The following is an 18,190-nucleotide window of genomic DNA, read 5'->3' as shown; positions in this document are numbered from 1 at the left end:
GCTGCCATGAAGATAGGAATTATTGGAACAGACTCATCTCATGCGATTGCCTTTAGTGAACGATTAATGAATAAAGGTCATGAAATATTTGCTTATCGAGGTGGATCTTCAATTGAATTAAGCAGTACAAGGATTGTAAGAATCTCGGGACAAATATGTGAAAACGGTATTCCATTTATCGATTCTTTACAAGAAATGATGCAGATTTGTGATGCGTTTATCATTACATCAGTTGATGCATCACAGCACTTTGAACAATTTGAAGAGTTGTCAGCTGCAAAAAAGCCTGTTTTCATAGATAAACCATTGGCACAAAATTATGAGCAGGCTTTGGCTATTATAGAACTTGCCAACAAACATGGGATTCCTATAATGAGTTGTTCAGCTTTACGGTTTGCAGAAGAAATCCAAATAGCCAAATCCCAGAGGTACATTAAGGCAGTGGATATAATAACCCCACTGCCAATGTTAGGTGATGTAGATTATTTCTACTATGGTATACATGCAGTCGAAATGATTAGTGCATTAAAGGGAATGGGGATCGAAGACATAGCTGTAACGTCCAATGAACAGCAACACTTTATCACACTTACATTTATGGATGGTACAGTGTCTACAATTCGTGGTTACTTACAAGGTCGTCAAAGTTTTCAATTTGTAACCCACACTCATCAACAGAGTGAATGGTTTGAAATTGGTGAAGGTAATTTTCAGTTTTACGATTACTTAATTGATGCAATTGAACAGTTTTTTAGATTACGGGAAAGTCCAATAAATCAGGTAGAGAGTTTGGAGACTATTAGAATATTGGAGCAGATGACTATGACGGCGTTCAAAAATCATTGATTTTTTATATCCTCCAAAAACTGAATATAATAGATGCGCCTAGGACGACCGCGATGGGCTACCTTTTCCTCACCAATAATATCAACTAATCCAGCATCCAACCATTTAAGTAAAATCCGGTTGGCGCTGCGCAGAGTAATATTTAGTGTTTGTGCAAGTTCGTCCGCAGTATAAACAAGTTTTTGGTGCTTCATTATACGACCCATTAATTTGGAAATATAAGAAGCAGACATCCCAGCTTTTTCAGCCCGTTCCAGTAAATTTAAGTCTGTAATTACTAGAGGGTACTGTTCGTAGTTAATGAAAACGGTTGTGTCTATTGGTCCAATGACACTATTATCTTCGCGCACAATATAGCAGAGATTTGGTCCATTTTCATTTGCCTGGTATAGTGCCTGTTTTGCATGACGACCGGAGTCATAGGCATTAATACCAAATCCAATTCCGATTGTGCAATTGATTTGCAGCTCTTCTTTAAATCGAGATAGTAATGGTAGATGTTTGTAGCCGAGTGTTTCACGTTCAAACTGTCCCCTAGTTGTAATAAAACTATATTGCAGTGGGTTCAGCATAATTAAATGACCATCCAACTGCTGTGTAAAATAGTGCAATATTTGTTCTACTTTGGATTGCACTTGATTAGTGATTGATTCAAATTGAATAATGCCATATACAATCTGGCTTTCTTTATTTTGTCGTCCTTTGGAGGCTAAAAGCACGCGTTCAAAAGCAACGATCATTTCTTGCTTTGTCGGGATTAAATAACGGCACTCTATATTACGTTCACATAAGGATGTATAGACAGAGGCAATGGTAGTAATAGGGAACGCACCTTGCTCAGCATGTTTTGTATGTGCATCCACTATTTCATCGATCGTTTCGCCTATTGAGTAAACAAAATCAATTTCTTGCTGTAATTGATGTGTAATCGATAATATGTCACTTTGCTGCATTAAGTCGAAACAATATTGCTTTTGTACATTTTGTAATTGATGGGTTAATAGTAATTCGTATAGACGAAGTGCTCTACTATTAATTTGATAAAGAGGCAGTGATGAGTCATAAATCTTTAGCTGCTGAAAAATATAAGGATCGGCGACGACCAGCATTTCATATTCATATATAAATCGCTGTAAATCGTTCGTCATTGAAAAATCATGAATTATAAAATAATGAGGTTGGATATTTGGAAATCCACGTAATGTTTCTTTTATAGTTTCCAACAAAATTTCAGGAACGATAATGCCTATTAAACTTTGTGAGGTATACGGTGTGTGATTATTCATTATGTCTAGGCCTCCAAAAATCCATAGTATAATAATTTTACAGAAATTTGTTAGAATATTCAAATTAAAAAGAGGTGATCTTATGCAAACGGTTCAACAATTGGAAGAATTTATGACAAAACCATCTGCAGCATTGGTAGAGGATATTAAAAAAATTGATGGGGATATACTGATTTTAGGAATAGCAGGAAAGATGGGCCCAACCTTAGCTAAAATGGCTAAGCGCGCGGCTGAAGAGGCCGGTATTGAGAAGCGAATTATCGGCGTCGCTAGATTCTCAAATAAAGAGATGAAAGAGGAGCTGGAAGCGGCAGGAATTGAAACGATTACTTGCGATTTATTGGATGAAGCGCAACTGGCTCAGCTACCGGAAATTCCTAATGTTATTTTCATGGCAGGCAATAAGTTTGGAACAGTAAATAATGAACACTTCACATGGGCAATGAATACATACGTACCAGGTCGTGTTGCAGATAAATATAAGGATTCTAATATTGTTGTATTTTCTTCCGGAAACATCTATCCGTTTACTCCTGTTGCAGCAGGCAACTGTGGAGAGGATGTGACGCCAGTGCCGGTTGGGGAATATGCAATGTCCACTTTGGGAAGAGAACGTATTTTCACGAACTTTTCCAACCGCTTCGAGACGAAAATGTTAATGTTCCGTCTAAATTATGCCATTGATTTAAGATACGGTGTTCTATTGGAAATTGCAAAATCGGTTTACAATAACGAGCCAGTCGATGTCACGATGGGTAGTGTCAATGTAATTTGGCAAGGAGACGCCAACGAATATGCCATCCGTTCACTACTGCATTGTGAATCTCCTGTAAAAATACTGAATGTTACAGGACCAGAAACATTATCTGTACGTTGGTTAGCAAAAGAATTTGCAGCACGCTTTAATAAGGAAGCTTTAATAATTGGTGTTGAGCAGGAGACAGCACTATTAAACACAGCTGCCCATGCCCATAAATTATTCGGCTATCCAAAAGTATCTATAGAGCAAATGCTAGACCTAGTTGCGAATTGGGTAAAATTAGATGGAACAACATTAAATAAACCAACGCATTTCCAAGAGAGAAAAGGGGCGTTTTAAATGAATGAGGCAGTAAGAAAAGCATTGTTTGATGGTGCCTTTATTCCAGCGCACCCATTAGCTTTAAACGAGGACAAATCATTAGATGAAGTAAGTCAGCGTGCTTTGACGAAATATTATATTGCAGCAGGTGTGGGCGGCTTGGCTGTAGGAGTGCATACCACACAATTTGAAATTCGCGATCCACAATTCAACTTATATGAGCGCGTACTTTCCTTAGCGATAGACGAGATAAATAAAGCGAATGTATCTGAATGTTTCATTAAAATAGGCGGTGTTTGTGGTCCTATAGAACAGGCTTTGAATGAAGCAGCTATATTAAAAAAACTTGGCTATGACTTAGCATTGTTAAGTATGGGAGGGTTGCAGGATCAGTCGGAAGAGCAACTATTGGAGCGAACGAGAGAAGTGGCCAAAATTATACCTGTAGTGGGCTTCTATTTACAACCATCAGTTGGAGGACGTTTATTGACGTATGATTTTTGGCGGGAACTAGCAAATATTGAAAATGTCTATGCAATTAAGATGGCACCTTTTAATCGTTATCAAACGCTCGATGTTGTTCGTGCAGTATGCAATAGTAGTCGTCGAAATGAGATCGCGCTCTATACAGGTAATGATGATAATATCATCGTCGATTTGTTAACAGAATACGAATTTAATATAAATGGAGAAAACGTTAAAAAACGAATTGTTGGTGGTCTATTAGGGCATTGGTCGGTATGGGCAAAAACAGCTGTCCAATATTTTGAAGATATAAAAGCAATTAGGGACAACGCACAAATAGATGCAAGCTGGTTATCTAAGGCAATAGAGGTGACAGATGCAAATGCAGCATTCTTTGATCCGGCACATGCCTTTAAAGGGAGCATTGCAGGGATTAATGAAGTATTAACTAGACAAGGTTTGCTGAAAGGTAATTGGTGTTTGGCAGATCATGAAGTGCTAAGTGAAGGGCAGGCTGAAGAAATTACGCGTGTTTATGAAATGTATCCGCATTTACACGATGATTCATTTATTAAACAAAATTTACCAGAGTGGAAATCAGGTGAGCAACGTGAAAGCTTTACAAGCACATAATGGGGTAGCAAAGTTGGTGGAAATACAATCACCCGAGCTTTTTGCAACAGGAGTTTTAGTTGAAACCATCTATACCGCTGTTTCTCCAGGAACGGAGCGACTATTAATTGAAGGAAGCAAGGATGGCGTTCGTCAACTCGGCTATAGCGCGGTTGGGAAAGTAAAGCAAATTGGCCAAAGTGTCAAAGGTATTCAAGTAGGGGATGTTGTTGCTTGCTACGGTGCACCTTATGTTGGGCATATGGAGCAACTTGTAGTTCCGGAAACATTGGTTGCTAAGTGCTCTGCAGATGTAGTACCGCAGCATGCAGCATTTGCGGCACACGGTACAATTGCTATACACGCAATACGACAAGGGCAGCTGCAATTTGGTGAATCGGTTGTAGTTATTGGATTAGGTGTACTTGGGCAAATGATTGCAAAAATTTGTGCAGCAGCAAGCTATGATGTGATTTGCTATGAGCCAAATGAAAAACGAGCAGAAATGTTAAAGCATACACCAGGTATCGAGGTTTTTTCTGATTTAATAAAGATGGAGCAACATATTACAACCTTTACAAACGGACATGGGGTTGATGCTGTACTCTTATGCGCGGGTGGTAAGCATTCCGAAACAACTTCACGTAGTCTTGAGTGGGTTCGAAAGCAGGGGAGGATTGTAATTGTTGGAGATGTCGAACCGCAATTCAACCGAGAACAATTGTTTATAAAAGAAGCAATAATAACGATTTCACGAGCTGGCGGACCAGGTCGTTATGATGCTCGCTATGAAAAAGAAGCAATGGACTACCCATATCATTATGTTCGTTGGACAGAAGGACGTAATTTAGCAGCGTATATTCGTTTACTGGAACGAAAGGCGATAGATGTTTCTGACTTTGTACAAATGCAAATCCCTTTTAAAAATTCAGCGGATGTATATAACATGTTGGAAAATAGTGAGGCATTAACAGCCATTATTGAATATTTAGGAGGGAATTAAAATGTTAAAGGTTGGTGTAATTGGCGGTGGCTCGATTTCGGAGTTTCATTTAAGACCTTACTTTGAGAATCCCAATGTAGAGATTATTGCAATCTGTGATACGAATGAAGTAAGACTGCATGGCTTAGGAAAAAAATATTTAGTAGAAAATTTATATACAGAAGTAGGCGAATTTCTAGCAAATGAACAAATTGATGCAGTGAGTATTTGCACATGGAATAATTCACATGCAGATATTGCCATACAGGCGCTTCAAAATAACAAGCATGTGCTGCTTGAAAAACCATTGAGTCTCAATCTAGAAGAGGCTTATGCAGTGGAAGCTGCAGTAAAAGAATCGAAAAAGATTCTACAAGTCGGCAATGTACGCCGCTTTGGAACGAATGTAGGAGTACTGAAAAAATTTATCGATGCAGGCGAACTCGGCGAAATATATTATGCAAAAGCTTCATGCCTGCGCCGCTTAGGAAATCCGGGTGGCTGGTTCAGTGATATATCAAAATCAGGTGGCGGACCTTTAATCGATTTAGGGACACATATGATTGATTTATGCTGGTATTTAATGGGTAAACCGAAGCCGGTGTCCGTATCAGGAAATACGTATAAGAAACTGGGGAATCGCTCCCATATCGAAAATTTATCCTTTTATAAGGCCGCTGACTATAATGCGGAGCACAATGACGTTGAAGATTTAGCTAATGGACTCATTCGCTTTGAAAATGGTGCCTCTCTATTTATTGATGTGAGTTTTACATTGCATGCCAAACAGGATGAAATATCAGTAAAGCTGTACGGTGAGAATGGCGGTGCGGAAGTAGAGCCGGAGTTGGCAATTATAAAGGAGCAACATGAAACGATTTTAAATATTACCCCACAAATTGATTTGCTAAGCTTTGATTTTGCTGGCTCTTTCGTAAATGAAATTAATCACTTTGTTGATTGCTGTATTAATAATGTGCAGCCAATTTCGCCAGTTAGGGATGGGGTTGAAGTAACGAAAATGTTGTTGGCAATTTATGAATCAGCAGCAACAAACCAAGAAATCAAATTGTAGGTGATAATAATGGTCAAGATAGTATTAGAGAAAGATCAGCAGCTACTAACACATTCTCCGCTGTATCGCTTTACAACCGAGAATAGTGAAGAACCAAATGTCGTAACAATTTTGCAGCAGCCTTCAGCAGAAGCATATCAACCGTTCTCAATATCGGAAAAACAAGGTAACATCTATTTTGATTTATGGTCTTATTCATTTGCCATTCAACTAAAGCAAGTACTGCAAGCGCACGATACTGTAAAAGGTGTACTTCGATTGCGGAGAACGACTAATAATTTCTCATATATAAAAGAAGATATCCTTGCCTTGTCAGAATGGTTTGGGGATGTTCGAAATCTGACAGTTCGTTCTAATAAAGGCGGCGAAATGCATTATACAATCGTTCTATGTGAATTTGGGGATTCCATTATGGCTCATTTGGAATATCAATCAGGTAGTGACCGTATTGAATTTGAGTGGAGCAGTCATCTGCATATTGTAGAGTTTGATAGTTTGCAAATGAGTAGTGACAAGGATAATAATCGAAACCTCTTTAAAAATATTGATGCAGTTGTTCAGTTTGCTATCCATTGGAATGAATCGTACGAAGAAAAGCTTAGTACTATACAACAATTCCTACAAAGAGGTGAACAATAATGAACATTGGCATTATGAGTTTTGCGCATATCCATGCAACGAGCTATGCATCGGCAATTCAACGTATTCCAGATACGAAGTTAACGGCTATTTTTGATACGGATATAAAAAGAGGTGAAGAAGCAAGTAAGCAATATGAAGTTCCTTTTTTTGACGATATGGAATTATTTTTGGCAGAAAATCTAGATGTAGTTCTTATTTGCAGTGAAAATGTGCTTCATAAAGAGATGGTAATTGCTGCTGCAAAGGCAAAAAAGCATATTTTATGCGAGAAACCAATTGCTACGAATGTTGAAGATGCAAAAGAGATGATCAAGGCTTGCGAGGAAAACGGTGTGCATCTTTCAATAGCCTATCCAGTTCGTTACAGTGCACCGATCCGTGATTTAAAAGCTGCTATTGAAGCTGGTGAGCTTGGCGAAATTATAGCAATAAGGTCTACTAACAGAGGGCAAAATCCTGGTGGTTGGTTTGTAGATGAGAAGTTGGCAGGCGGTGGTGCAGTACTGGATCATACTGTGCATATGGTTGATATTATGCGCTGGTATATGAATTGTGAAGCAAAAGAAATAACGGCATTTGCGAACAACTATTTTACCGAGCTTAAAACAGATGATGCAGGGATTATGACGATTGTATTCGATAATGGTGTGATCGCTTCACATGATGCTAGCTGGTCAAGGTTCCCGGAATTTCCGACATGGGGTGACGTGATGATTGAAATCATCGGTACGAAAGCAACACGTAAAGTGGATGTGTTTAATGAGAAGCTCCAACTTTATGGGAAGGGCAATAAGTCACTTACACATTTGTATAGCGGAAATGATACTGATTTTGATTTGATAGTAGATTTCCTAAAAGCAATTAGGCATGGAGAAAAGCCACTTATCTCCGGTTATGATGGCTTGAAATCGCTAGAAATCGCATTAGCTGCATATGAATCCAATAATAGAAAGCAAGCTGTAATACTATAAAAACCTCAAAGGATACTCGCACTGGGTATCCTTTTCGTTCAACCAATAAGTAATTGATGAAGGGATCGATGCAAATGAATCAGCAACTGACGTATAAAAATGAAATTGAACAATTTGCATTTGAGGAACTAAAGCGCTTTTATACAGGTGAAACTCCGGTTAATTTTGAATACTTTGATATACCGAAAAATGGGATTGAATTTGAAATTACTCAGACTAAGGAAAGTTATGTTATTCGTGGGAATACCCCCCGCTCCTTATTGTACGGAGTGTATAAATTTATCGAAAAAGTAGAAGGCATTGTATTTTTTGATTTACATCAACCCAAAAAAATAGTTGCCGAAGGGATTTCAAGTACTTATGAAGGGACTCCGAAGTTTGCTCGCCGAGGAAATGTATTCGAAACAATTGATGATATCCCGTTTTTAAAAAGTATGCTGGATGTGGGGACTAAAAATGGTTTAAATGAAGCCTTCTTTACATTTTTCCTATGGGATGAGGTTAAGGAAGCGTTATTGCCTGAAATAAAAAAGCGCGGTATTGATGTCACATTGGGCGGGCACAGTTTACGCTATCTAGTAGCAAAGGCTAATGGTGTTACTGTATCAAGTAAGTCAGCGGCAGATGGAGCGGTAAATGATTTAATTGGTGAGGAAACGGAATTTACAGCAGCCAATGCGCTTAAAAACCATGACTTTTTACAAGATGAAAAAGCACAGCAGGCAGTTATACAAATTATTGTGTCTTATTGCAAGACTGAGCCTGTTATACGAAGGATTTCATTATGGCCGGAAGATGTAGGGGCAAAAGGTGAAGAGGCAAAACTATTTTTAACACAATATATCGCATTTACTGAAAAACTTCAGCAAGCTTTAGCAACGGCAAATCTACAAGTAGAAGTAGAGCATATTGTCTATAATGCCGGTCTAAGCTGGGAAATGCTTGAGCGAAAAGAGCATCAGGTAAGTTCTGCAAATGTTCTATATGCGTATTGGGGACGTAATTATGCACAAAGCTTTAAGTCACAGCGAGATCAGCGTGCATGGGATAGCCTACTGGACTGGCGGAAGGCAACAGACAAACAAGTTACCATTTTTGAATATTACAGTGATCATTTTATGTTAAGTGAGCTCTTCCCATTATTATTTAACCGAATAAAAACAGATACAGAGCGTTATAAGGAAATTGGCTGTGAAGGAATGGTCAATTTAGTCGTTCCACTGCATAAAGTAGCAAAGGCACAACCACATATGGAGGAGTATGATTACCAACAGTATCAGCAATTGAATAATATCGTATTTGCACGTTCTCTATGGGAAGGGGTAGAAACAGTTCCTCATTTGCTGTCTTCATCAATGCAGGAGCTTGCCGCGAAAATTGAAGCGCTTTTTTCCCAAAATAGTCAGTATAATGCCAGTTTCTTTCCTAATCGAGTCGTTGAGGCAAAAAATCCAAACTCGAAAACTGAAGTATTGGATTTACTGAACGCAATGGAACAATTGCTGCAACAGGAACAAATTGAAGAACCGCTTCAAAAATATGTTGAAGCATTACAGCAAGTGGTAAATGCTACAAAGTTACGTTGGGAGGCTTTATAAATGTGGGAATCGGTTTACTATTACCGCAAAAAAGAAAAGAGAGAACAACACTTTAAGCAGGATGTGCTAATATACGGTGCTACACCAGCCGGGATAACAGCAGCAATCACATTAAGAAAGAACGGGTATAGTGTGCGTATTGCCGAATGCAGCCGCTTTATTGGGGGTATTACGACAAGCGGATTAGGGGCAACTGATTTAGGAGCGGAACAGGCAATTGGTGGTTTAGCAAAGCAATTTTATAATGAGATAGCCAACTATTATGGGATGGATAAATGTGTACGTTTTGAACCGCATGTAGCAGAGCATATTTTTAGTACATGGCTACAAGAGCAGGAGATTGATGTTCAAACAGAACAATTTATTGAGTCGGCTGTATTGGAAAATCAAAGTATTCAGCAAGTCCGAATGACAGATGGAACTACCTATGAAGCAAAGCAGTTTATTGATGCAAGCTATGAAGGGGATTTGTTGGCACACGCAGGTGTTGAATACATTGTCGGAAGAGAAGCAGGCACAGTGTATAAGGAAATTTACAATGGTGTTCAATTTGGTACACAACACCATAAGTTTGAAAGCTTTATTGATCCATACAAAGAAGAGGGGAATCCATCAAGCGGACTACTCTACGGGATTTCAGAAGAAAATGTGACAGAGCATAATGGGTCAGGCGATCATCGCATTCAAGCTTATAATTTCAGAATTTGTTTAACGAAGGATCAAAAAGTAGCTTTCCCAAAACCTAATGGATATGAGCGCGATCATTATGCACTACTGTTACGCTATATAAAGGCAGGACATTGGGATGCAATGAAGTTACATACACCTTTGATGAATGGAAAGACGGATTTAAACAATCACGGGGCATTTTCAACGGATTTTATCGGAATGAATTATGCATTTCCCGATGCAAATTATGAAACAAGGGAAGAGCTGTATCAGAAACATGTCACATATGTAGCGGGGTTACTGTACTTCCTGGCGAATGATGAAGAGGTGCCGTCTGTTATTCAAGAAGAAGTAAGGCAGTGGGGATTGGCAGCAGATGAATTCCCCGATACAGGCAACTGGCCGCGGCAACTTTATATTCGTGAAGCACGGCGAATGATAGGCGAATATGTAATGACTGAACACCATGCGTTACAGCGTGAAATTTGCGAACAACCAATTGCAGTAGCGTCATTTCATATGGATTCACACCATTGTCGACGCGTCGTTGTTAATGGTCGTGTAATGAATGAAGGGGACATACAAGTACCGGTAAAGCCGTTTATGATTGATTTACGAGCACTTTTACCGAAAAAAGAACACTGTACTAACTTAGTTGTTCCAGTATGCCTTAGTGCTTCTCATATTGCGTATGGTTCGATTCGTATGGAACCGATATTTATGATGCTCGGGCAAGTGGCAGGTACTGCAGTAGCTACTGCAATACGAGAAAGTAAGCCGGTACAGGACATTTCGTATGAACATTTAAAACAACAGCTAATTGAGCAAGGCCACATTGTGGAATGGGACGAAAGCTTTGTTGACGACCCACTGCGTCGAATGGAAGAAACATTTGGGGGGAAGTAAAATGCTAAAGCCAGTAACACAGGAATTTCACGAGGATATTATAAATTTATGGAATATGTGCTTACCTGATTTTAAGCTGACAGATCGACTGCTTGAACAAAATACATGGCAATCTCCGTATGTTTTACAGGAAGGAAGCGCAATAAAGAAACTGGATGGAAAAATTGTTGGTGTAGTCATTGCAAAAATGTGGCATGAAACACATGGGATTGCTTTAAATAAGGAACATGGTTGGATTCAAATGTTGCTCGTGCATCCAGACTACCGTCAGCAGAAAATTGGAACAGAGCTTTACAAATTTGCAGAACAAGCACTTTTGAAAAACGGTGTAAAAAAAGTACAAATCGGTGGGGATTTAGGACATCTATTATGCGGAGTCCCACTTGCACAGCAGGCAGGTGTGGCGTTTGCAGAAATGTTTGGCTTTAAACAAGTTGTTGAAAGTGTAGATTTCACAAAGTCAATTACTAAACCACTATCCCCTCCGCAAAAAGATAATGTCGAATTTGTACTATTAGAGAAGGATGAGCAACAGCAGTTATTAGAATTCATGGCACAATCGTTTCCGGGGAGATGGACATTTGAAGCACATGATTATTTTGTCCAGGGAGGTACTGGCAGAGATTATGTCGTTGTGAAATGGGAAGGTAAGATCGTTGGCTTCTGTCGTATAAATGACGAATATAGTGCCTGGAAGGGACCGAACTATAACTGGGCAGAGCAGTTTGACCAATTAGGTGGTATTGGTCCATTAGGCGTAAATGAGGATTACAGAAAGTATGGACTAGGAAGAGCTGTAATCGAAGCAGCAGAATTTTATTTACAACAGCGCGGTAAAAAGACATTATTTATTGACTGGACAGATTTAATCGCCTTTTATGAAAAACTAGGCTATACCGTTTGGAAAAACTATGGAATTTTTGTAAAGCAGGTGGGTTGAATGTGGATTTTAAGTGCTGATATCGGTGGAACAAAATTAGCACTTGCTTTATCAAAGCAAGAACAGCCTGAGTACTTAATAAAGCAACTGGAAGTGAAAAGTCCTCAGCAATCCGATACTTTATTTGAAGCTATGATCTCAGGTTTTAATAAGCTATTGGAAGGGGAAGAGGGCGACGTTGTCAAAGTTGCAGTTGGATTACCAGGAATATTAGATTTAAAGCAGGGACTTGTAGTACATCAGCAAAATTTACCTTGGCGTAACTTTCCGCTTGTTCAAAAACTTCAAGAGGCGTATCCACAAGCGCAAGTTTTTATGGAAACAGACATGATGACTGCAGCTAACGGTGAATATAAAATTCGCGGTTTTGAAAAAGAAACATTTATTTACGTAACAGTGAGTACAGGAATTGCCTGCTGTATGATACATGATGGACAATTTATGAGAGGTGCGGGAGTTCCAGGCGAAATCGGCTTTTCGCTATCAAGCTCGGGGGACTTTTTTGAAGATGTATGTGCTGGACCAGGATTATTGAAGATTTTACAGCGTCATACTAAAGAAGAAGGGACATTGTCGGAATTTTTTGTCCGTTATTACAAGCAGGATGAACTTATTGTGCCACTAATTCACGAATGGCAACGGGAAATTGCCCAAAAGATTCATAGTTTCATCCTTTTAGTAGATCCCCATGTCATTGTACTCGGCGGCGGTATTATGAATCATCATCCGCAAATTGTGGAGGAAATTTCTCATTTGGTCGATCAGTACTTTAGTTTGCCGTTTTTTGAACATAAAAAGGGTAGGGTAGAAGCCAGTTTAAATAAAGGCAATGCGGGATTGATTGGTGCAGCATTGCTTTAAACTATAGAAGAAGCATTCAGAAAATCCGAATGCTTCTTTTTGGTGATGCTGTTATTTAACGAATACGCATTTCTGTCGCTGGGTCGAAGAAGTGGGCTTTTGCCAAGTTGAAGTTAAGTGGAAGCTCCTGCCCCATAGCAACATCCGCATCTGCATGAATTTTACCGACAAATTGCTGATCGGCGATTGTTGCATAAACAATCATTTCCGCACCGGTTAATTCACTAACTTGTACTTTAGTTGTTACAAGGGTACTTGAATCCTGTTTATTGCCATCGTTAATATCCTCTGGTCGAATACCGAGTATAATTTCGCGGTTTACATAGTTTTGCTCTTTCAGTATTTTCAGCTTTTCGTCCGGAATTCGGACTTTCTCATTAGCGATTTCGAAGTAGTCGCCTACTACATTACCACGGAGGAAGTTCATAGCTGGAGAGCCAATAAATCCACCGACAAATACGTTTTCAGGTGTATCATATACTTCACGCGGAGTACCGATTTGCTGAATGACGCCATCCTTCATGACAACAATACGTGAGGCCATCGTCATCGCTTCTGTCTGGTCATGGGTTACATATATTGTTGTTGTGTTTAAACGGTAGTGGAGTTTCGTAATTTCAGAACGCATTTGAACACGTAGTTTTGCATCGAGATTCGACAATGGCTCGTCCATTAAAAACAGCTTCGCATCACGAACAATGGCACGTCCTAATGCAACACGCTGTCGTTGACCACCCGAAAGAGATTTTGGCTTTTTATCCAATAAGTCAGATAACCCTAAAATAGCAGCAGCTTCGCGTACTTTAACATCGATTTGCTCTTTTGAAAATTTACGCAGCTTTAAGCCGAACGCCATATTGTCGTATACATTCATATGGGGGTATAGCGCATAGTTTTGGAAAACCATCGCAATATCACGATCTTTCGGTTCTACCTCATTGACTCGTTTGCCGTCTATACGTAACTCACCATCTGATATGGATTCAAGACCAGCAACCATACGCAATGTTGTAGATTTCCCGCATCCTGATGGACCGACAAGAACAAGAAATTCACCCGGCTCAACCTTTAAATGAAAATTTTCAACGGCAACATAGCCATCCGGATAACGCTTTACAAGATGATCAAAATCTAACATAAAAAACCAGTCCCCCTTTTTTCATATTATAAAAGATTAAAAGGGGACTGCCTTTGTGCAATGTGCTTAATGTTTTCAGGAATATTTCGTCAATTTATGCAACTGTGCCGCTAAATAGGCTAATAGCAAGTCTTCATTGCGCCTTAAATCCAAAGCAGTTTCCTCCGAATAACGCTGTACTCGATATAATAATGTATTGCGGTGGATATGTAATTCTTTAGCAGCCGAGGACATGTTTCCATTATGGATAAATAATGTTGTAATTGTAGTAATCATTTCTTCGTGCAAATTATTGTGCAATGTATGCTTTAAATATTGCTGTATCGACATGTTCAGATGAATTGGTAGCAAGCTTTGGAAGCTTTCCGTAAATGTATAAATCGTTTGGTATTGCAGACTTTGAATGGATTGGAACATTGTTTGTTCCGATTTAAATGATGTATGAAGCATTTCGGAAACCGGAAGTATTTGCCCGATAAAAAGTTGTCCATGCAAATAAAAATCATTTTCCAATATTGCTAGAAATCCTTCTAGTTCTTCCAAAGAATAATCTTTAAATAAAATAATCCAAAATGTATCAGAAGAAACTTCAAGTAAATAAGCATCGTGCATAAAGTACAACTCAACCACATCTCTTAATTGATGCGCATCTTTCTTTGCATGATATTGTAAAATGCGAACGGAAGAATAGGGGGTCTCCTTAGGAACTATTCCTTGCATCAATAAAAGTAGCCAAGGGTCAACTTGCTCAGTACATTCAGTGTAAAAATGTTTTAGGAATAGGGAATCTCGTACTGTTATTTCACTTTTAGCGATTTCATACCAACATGTATTCGTAGCATCATAAAAGATTGACGTTGCAAAATTTTTTTGTTGTTCCGGATATATGTGATGTATTTTTAGGGAAGGAAATAGTTGTGCAAGTTGCATAGTAAAGCCTCCTTTTATACAAAATTAAGCATAGAAAAAGCGAATTTAGTAGAGAATATAACTAAATACGCTTATATTGTATCACTTTATCATCAATAATTATCGAATCGTTACCGCGGTACCTGTAGCGACACACATCATCATGCCTTCACGCAGTGTTTCAAAATCAAGATCTACAGCTATGATAGCATTAGCACCCATACTACGTGCACGATCCGTCATTTCTTGAATGGCAATTTTACGACCTTCCGCCAATTTGTCTTCATAAGAGGCACTACGACCACCAACGATATCTGTAACAGATGCGAAAATATCCCGTACAATGTTTGCCCCCATAATTGCTTCACCTGATACAATGCCATGATAAGTTTCAATAGTTTTACCTTCGATTGTGTTTGTTGTAACGACTAACATAAAAAGCACTCCTTTAATTGTAATAGTTACATATACGAGGAAAATCATAAAAGGTTTCGTTGATTTCAGTAAATTAAAAACGGCATGCATCTTACAAAGTGCATACCGTTCTATTGTTATTTTTGTTCTTCTTTTAAAATACGTTGAGTTTCATTGAATTCTTCTTCAATTTCTGAATTTGGCTTATAAGTTAGTAAACTTACAACTACCGCTACCACAAGACATGCAATAAATCCTGGAACGATTTCATACAGCATGCTCTTTAAGCTTTCTGTTCGCCCCCAAACAAATGCTACAGCTGCACCGGCAACCATCCCGGCAAGTGCACCATAATTTGTAAGCCTGCGCCAGAATAATGAAAGTAAAATGATCGGACCGAATGCAGCACCGAAGCCTGCCCATGCAAATGAAACTAAGTCTAAAATTGTGCGATCCGGATTCCATGCTACAATTGCAGCAAAAATTGATACGAAAAGTACAGCAACACGTCCTAAAAATACGTAATGTTTATCTGTCGCAGTTTTGTTAAATAGAGCTTTATAAATATCCTCAATAAGTGCTGAAGAAGTTACGATCAGTTGCGAAGAAATTGTACTCATAACTGCTGCTAAAATTGCTGCAAGAACAATACCGGCAATGAACGGGTGGAATAAAATTTGCCCTAATACGATAAATACCGTTTCAGCATCTTTTAATTCTGTACCTTGTTGCTGGAAGTATGCAACACCGACTAATGCTGTTGCAAGCGCACCTAGTAAACTGAAAATCATCCAGCCAATCCCGATACGGCGGGCGCTTTTCGTTTCTTTTACAGAGGTAATCGCCATAAAGCGCACAATAATATGTGGTTGTCCAAAATAACCAAGTCCCCAGGCAAGTGATGAAATTATAGCTGCTGCCGTTGCAGTGGATGGAAGGAGACTAAGCATTTCCGGATCTACCGCTTTAATGGATTCAATTGTTTCACCAAGACCACCTGTTAAGAAAATACCGAATGCAGGAACCGCGATTAATGTGATAACCATAATAATTCCTTGGATAACATCTGTATAACTAACCGCTAAAAATCCGCCAAATAAAGTATAGGCAACTACTACTGCCGAGACGAAAATAAGTCCTGTATGATAATCCATTCCAAACGAACTTTCGAAAAACTTACCGCCAGAAACCATTCCTGATGATACGTAAAATGTAAAGAATACTAAAATAATAATACCTGAAGCAATACGCAATAGTTTTGTATTATCGCGTAAACGGTTATCAAGATAACTTGGTATTGTAATAGAATCCTTAGTTACTTGTGTATAAACACGCAAGCGAGGTGCTACGAGTAACCAGTTTAAATAAGCACCAATTGTTAAACCGATAGCAATCCAGGCCTCTACTAATCCTGATAAATAAATTGCACCAGGAAGACCCATTAATAGCCAGCCGGACATATCAGCAGCACCAGCACTTAATGCAGTTACAGCCGCACCAAGTCCACGACCACCTAACATATAATCCGTTAAGTTGCTCGTTTTACGGAACGCATACCATCCAATTCCGATCATGGCTACCATGTAAATAATAATGGCTAATAATTGATAACTGTAATCAGACATAAAAGCAGCTCCTCTATAGATAAATTTTTAATAATTTCAGCATACAACACTAGGAAATACCGTCAATGCATTATAATTTGGCGTCTCCGCTAACTATTTCTTCCTTTTTGTTAAGCGACCTGCTAAAAAAGCACCAGTAGCGACTGCTAAAATAGTATTTGTCTTTTTAGTGAATACTTGCTTTGTAACTAGTGAAAGGTTTTGAGGGCGCTCAGCTAAACGGCGCATAAAATAGCCATACCAGTCATTTCCAAAAGGAACGTATGTACAGAAGTTATACCCTTCTTTAGCTAGACTTAGTTGCATCTCTTTGCGGAAACCGTACAGCATTTGGAATTCAAACTTTTCATAAGGTATATTATGTTGTGCAACAAATTGTCTGACGTGATTAATAACATTATGATCATGCGTTGCAATAGAAGTGAATTTACCATGTAGTAAATGATACTCAATTTGCTCGATAAATTTGCGGTCAATATCGGTTTTATTTTGGTATGCCACCGAATCATCTTCTTTATAGGCACCTTTTACAAGACGTAAACGGTAATCCTTATAGCGTTCTACATTTTCATCTGATTCAAAGAAGTATGCCTGAATAACTGTTCCTACATTGTCATATTCAGCATGAATTTTTTCCAAAAGTTCAAATGATGGATGTAGGCGTGCATAGTTCTCCATATCGAAGTTAACAAATATTTGATATTTGTTTGCCAGTGAAACAATTTCCATTAAGTTTTCATAGCAGAATTCATAATCAATATCCAATCCGAGTTGTGATGGTTTTAACGAAATATGTGCATCTAAATTTTCACTATGGATACGCTCTATTACGGCTGAAATTTGTTCTTTAGCAGCTAATGCAGCCGATCTTTCAAAAACAAATTCTCCAAGATTATCCACTGTGCAGGAAATTCCCTGAGCATTTAACTGCTTAATGCTCGCAACTACCTCATCGATATTTGTACCTGCAACGACACTTTGCGCCCCAAACTTAAAACCATACTTTTGGGCAGCGGAATTTAATGTCTGATTCTCGGAAAGTGCGATAAAAAAGTCCTTTAATGACATTTTGATTAATCCTCCTAAGTGAAAAAATTATTTTATTGTTATTGAGGTGAGTATAAAACAAAATATTCAAAAAAGGAAATAGAATTTGAGTAAATAAATGTT

At 38.6% G+C, this 18,190-nt stretch carries 17 protein-coding genes; 11 read left to right on the top strand and 6 right to left on the bottom strand.

Going from position 1 to position 18,190, the window contains the following annotated elements:
• Positions 1 to 6: 6 nt before the first annotated feature.
• Complete coding sequence (locus MHH95_RS02325; protein ID WP_340726308.1) at positions 7 to 846, top strand: Gfo/Idh/MocA family protein; 840 nt, start codon at positions 7 to 9, stop codon at positions 844 to 846.
• Here the strand turns inward: MHH95_RS02325 and MHH95_RS02320 are convergent.
• Entirely contained in the window at positions 840 to 2,132 is a 1,293-nt protein-coding gene (locus tag MHH95_RS02320) for a transcriptional regulator (RefSeq protein WP_340726307.1), read from the bottom strand. The genes MHH95_RS02325 and MHH95_RS02320 overlap by 7 nt on opposite strands.
• An 82-nt stretch (positions 2,133 to 2,214) precedes the next feature.
• Here MHH95_RS02320 and MHH95_RS02315 point away from each other — a divergent pair, with 82 nt between their 5' ends.
• From MHH95_RS02315 to MHH95_RS02270, 10 genes are all read left to right on the top strand, one after another.
• Positions 2,215 to 3,231, top strand: coding sequence for an NAD-dependent epimerase/dehydratase family protein (locus tag MHH95_RS02315; RefSeq protein ID WP_340726306.1), 1,017 nt, complete (start codon positions 2,215 to 2,217; stop codon positions 3,229 to 3,231).
• Positions 3,232 to 4,311 carry a dihydrodipicolinate synthase family protein gene (locus MHH95_RS02310; RefSeq protein WP_340726305.1) on the top strand — a complete coding sequence of 360 codons (1,080 nt, stop codon included), beginning with the start codon at positions 3,232 to 3,234 and terminating at the stop codon, positions 4,309 to 4,311.
• Positions 4,289 to 5,293 carry a zinc-dependent alcohol dehydrogenase gene (locus MHH95_RS02305; RefSeq protein WP_340726304.1) on the top strand — a complete coding sequence of 335 codons (1,005 nt, stop codon included), beginning with the start codon at positions 4,289 to 4,291 and terminating at the stop codon, positions 5,291 to 5,293. The genes MHH95_RS02310 and MHH95_RS02305 overlap by 23 nt, the downstream gene beginning before the upstream one ends.
• 1 nt (position 5,294) lies before the next feature.
• Positions 5,295 to 6,347: a Gfo/Idh/MocA family protein gene (locus MHH95_RS02300; RefSeq protein ID WP_340726303.1), complete on the top strand. Its 1,053-nt coding sequence runs from the start codon at positions 5,295 to 5,297 to the stop codon at positions 6,345 to 6,347.
• A 9-nt stretch (positions 6,348 to 6,356) separates the two neighbouring features.
• The gene (locus MHH95_RS02295; RefSeq protein ID WP_340726302.1) at positions 6,357 to 6,986 is read left to right on the top strand and encodes a peptide ABC transporter substrate-binding protein; all 630 of its coding nucleotides are present in this window, start codon (positions 6,357 to 6,359) and stop codon (positions 6,984 to 6,986) included.
• The gene (locus MHH95_RS02290; protein WP_340726301.1) at positions 6,986 to 7,960 is read left to right on the top strand and encodes a Gfo/Idh/MocA family protein; all 975 of its coding nucleotides are present in this window, start codon (positions 6,986 to 6,988) and stop codon (positions 7,958 to 7,960) included. The genes MHH95_RS02295 and MHH95_RS02290 overlap by 1 nt, the downstream gene beginning before the upstream one ends.
• A gap of 74 nt (positions 7,961 to 8,034) precedes the next feature.
• Positions 8,035 to 9,558: a hypothetical protein gene (locus tag MHH95_RS02285; protein WP_340726300.1), complete on the top strand. Its 1,524-nt coding sequence runs from the start codon at positions 8,035 to 8,037 to the stop codon at positions 9,556 to 9,558.
• Positions 9,559 to 11,133 carry an FAD-dependent oxidoreductase gene (locus tag MHH95_RS02280; RefSeq protein ID WP_340726299.1) on the top strand — a complete coding sequence of 525 codons (1,575 nt, stop codon included), beginning with the start codon at positions 9,559 to 9,561 and terminating at the stop codon, positions 11,131 to 11,133.
• Position 11,134: 1 nt separating this feature from the next.
• The gene (locus MHH95_RS02275; protein ID WP_340726298.1) at positions 11,135 to 12,073 is read left to right on the top strand and encodes a GNAT family N-acetyltransferase; all 939 of its coding nucleotides are present in this window, start codon (positions 11,135 to 11,137) and stop codon (positions 12,071 to 12,073) included.
• A complete protein-coding gene (locus MHH95_RS02270; protein WP_340726297.1) occupies positions 12,074 to 12,934 on the top strand; it encodes an ROK family protein in 861 nt (286 codons plus the stop codon).
• Between the two features lie 55 nt (positions 12,935 to 12,989).
• Here MHH95_RS02270 and MHH95_RS02265 read toward each other — a convergent pair whose 3' ends face one another.
• From MHH95_RS02265 to MHH95_RS02245, 5 genes are all read right to left on the bottom strand, one after another.
• The gene (locus MHH95_RS02265; RefSeq protein ID WP_340726296.1) at positions 12,990 to 14,072 is read right to left on the bottom strand and encodes an ABC transporter ATP-binding protein; all 1,083 of its coding nucleotides are present in this window, start codon (positions 14,070 to 14,072) and stop codon (positions 12,990 to 12,992) included.
• Positions 14,073 to 14,147: 75 nt separating this feature from the next.
• Entirely contained in the window at positions 14,148 to 15,002 is an 855-nt protein-coding gene (locus MHH95_RS02260) for a PucR family transcriptional regulator (RefSeq protein ID WP_340726295.1), read from the bottom strand.
• Between the two features lie 99 nt (positions 15,003 to 15,101).
• Positions 15,102 to 15,416: a YbjQ family protein gene (locus tag MHH95_RS02255; RefSeq protein ID WP_340726294.1), complete on the bottom strand. Its 315-nt coding sequence runs from the start codon at positions 15,414 to 15,416 to the stop codon at positions 15,102 to 15,104.
• Positions 15,417 to 15,532: 116 nt separating this feature from the next.
• Complete coding sequence (gene putP, locus MHH95_RS02250) at positions 15,533 to 17,020, bottom strand: sodium/proline symporter PutP (RefSeq protein ID WP_340726293.1); 1,488 nt, start codon at positions 17,018 to 17,020, stop codon at positions 15,533 to 15,535.
• 93 nt (positions 17,021 to 17,113) lie between these two features.
• The gene (locus MHH95_RS02245) at positions 17,114 to 18,088 is read right to left on the bottom strand and encodes a proline dehydrogenase family protein (protein WP_340726292.1); all 975 of its coding nucleotides are present in this window, start codon (positions 18,086 to 18,088) and stop codon (positions 17,114 to 17,116) included.
• Positions 18,089 to 18,190: the final 102 nt, after the last annotated feature.

Source organism: Solibacillus sp. FSL K6-4121, assembly GCF_038002585.1.
In the GTDB taxonomy this organism is placed as follows: Bacteria; Bacillota; Bacilli; order Bacillales_A; family Planococcaceae; genus Solibacillus; species Solibacillus faecavium.
The sequence above is the reverse complement of the archived record's forward strand: the minus strand, read 5'-3'. Positions and strand labels throughout refer to the sequence as shown.

Bases quoted from the DNA above. Each gene is read 5' to 3' on its own strand.
- MHH95_RS02270 (WP_340726297.1), top strand. From the start codon at position 12,074: ATGTGGATTTTAAGTGCTGATATCGGTGGAACAAAATTAGCACTTGCT.
- putP (WP_340726293.1), bottom strand. From the start codon at position 17,020: ATGTCTGATTACAGTTATCAATTATTAGCCATTATTATTTACATGGTA.
- MHH95_RS02315 (WP_340726306.1), top strand. From the start codon at position 2,215: ATGCAAACGGTTCAACAATTGGAAGAATTTATGACAAAACCATCTGCA.
- MHH95_RS02260 (WP_340726295.1), bottom strand. From the start codon at position 15,002: ATGCAACTTGCACAACTATTTCCTTCCCTAAAAATACATCACATATAT.
- MHH95_RS02325 (WP_340726308.1), top strand. From the start codon at position 7: ATGAAGATAGGAATTATTGGAACAGACTCATCTCATGCGATTGCCTTT.
- MHH95_RS02320 (WP_340726307.1), bottom strand. From the start codon at position 2,132: ATGAATAATCACACACCGTATACCTCACAAAGTTTAATAGGCATTATC.
- MHH95_RS02275 (WP_340726298.1), top strand. From the start codon at position 11,135: ATGCTAAAGCCAGTAACACAGGAATTTCACGAGGATATTATAAATTTA.
- MHH95_RS02290 (WP_340726301.1), top strand. From the start codon at position 6,986: ATGAACATTGGCATTATGAGTTTTGCGCATATCCATGCAACGAGCTAT.
- MHH95_RS02285 (WP_340726300.1), top strand. From the start codon at position 8,035: ATGAATCAGCAACTGACGTATAAAAATGAAATTGAACAATTTGCATTT.
- MHH95_RS02300 (WP_340726303.1), top strand. From the start codon at position 5,295: ATGTTAAAGGTTGGTGTAATTGGCGGTGGCTCGATTTCGGAGTTTCAT.
- MHH95_RS02265 (WP_340726296.1), bottom strand. From the start codon at position 14,072: ATGTTAGATTTTGATCATCTTGTAAAGCGTTATCCGGATGGCTATGTT.
- MHH95_RS02245 (WP_340726292.1), bottom strand. From the start codon at position 18,088: ATGTCATTAAAGGACTTTTTTATCGCACTTTCCGAGAATCAGACATTA.
- MHH95_RS02255 (WP_340726294.1), bottom strand. From the start codon at position 15,416: ATGTTAGTCGTTACAACAAACACAATCGAAGGTAAAACTATTGAAACT.
- MHH95_RS02310 (WP_340726305.1), top strand. From the start codon at position 3,232: ATGAATGAGGCAGTAAGAAAAGCATTGTTTGATGGTGCCTTTATTCCA.
- MHH95_RS02280 (WP_340726299.1), top strand. From the start codon at position 9,559: ATGTGGGAATCGGTTTACTATTACCGCAAAAAAGAAAAGAGAGAACAA.
- MHH95_RS02295 (WP_340726302.1), top strand. From the start codon at position 6,357: ATGGTCAAGATAGTATTAGAGAAAGATCAGCAGCTACTAACACATTCT.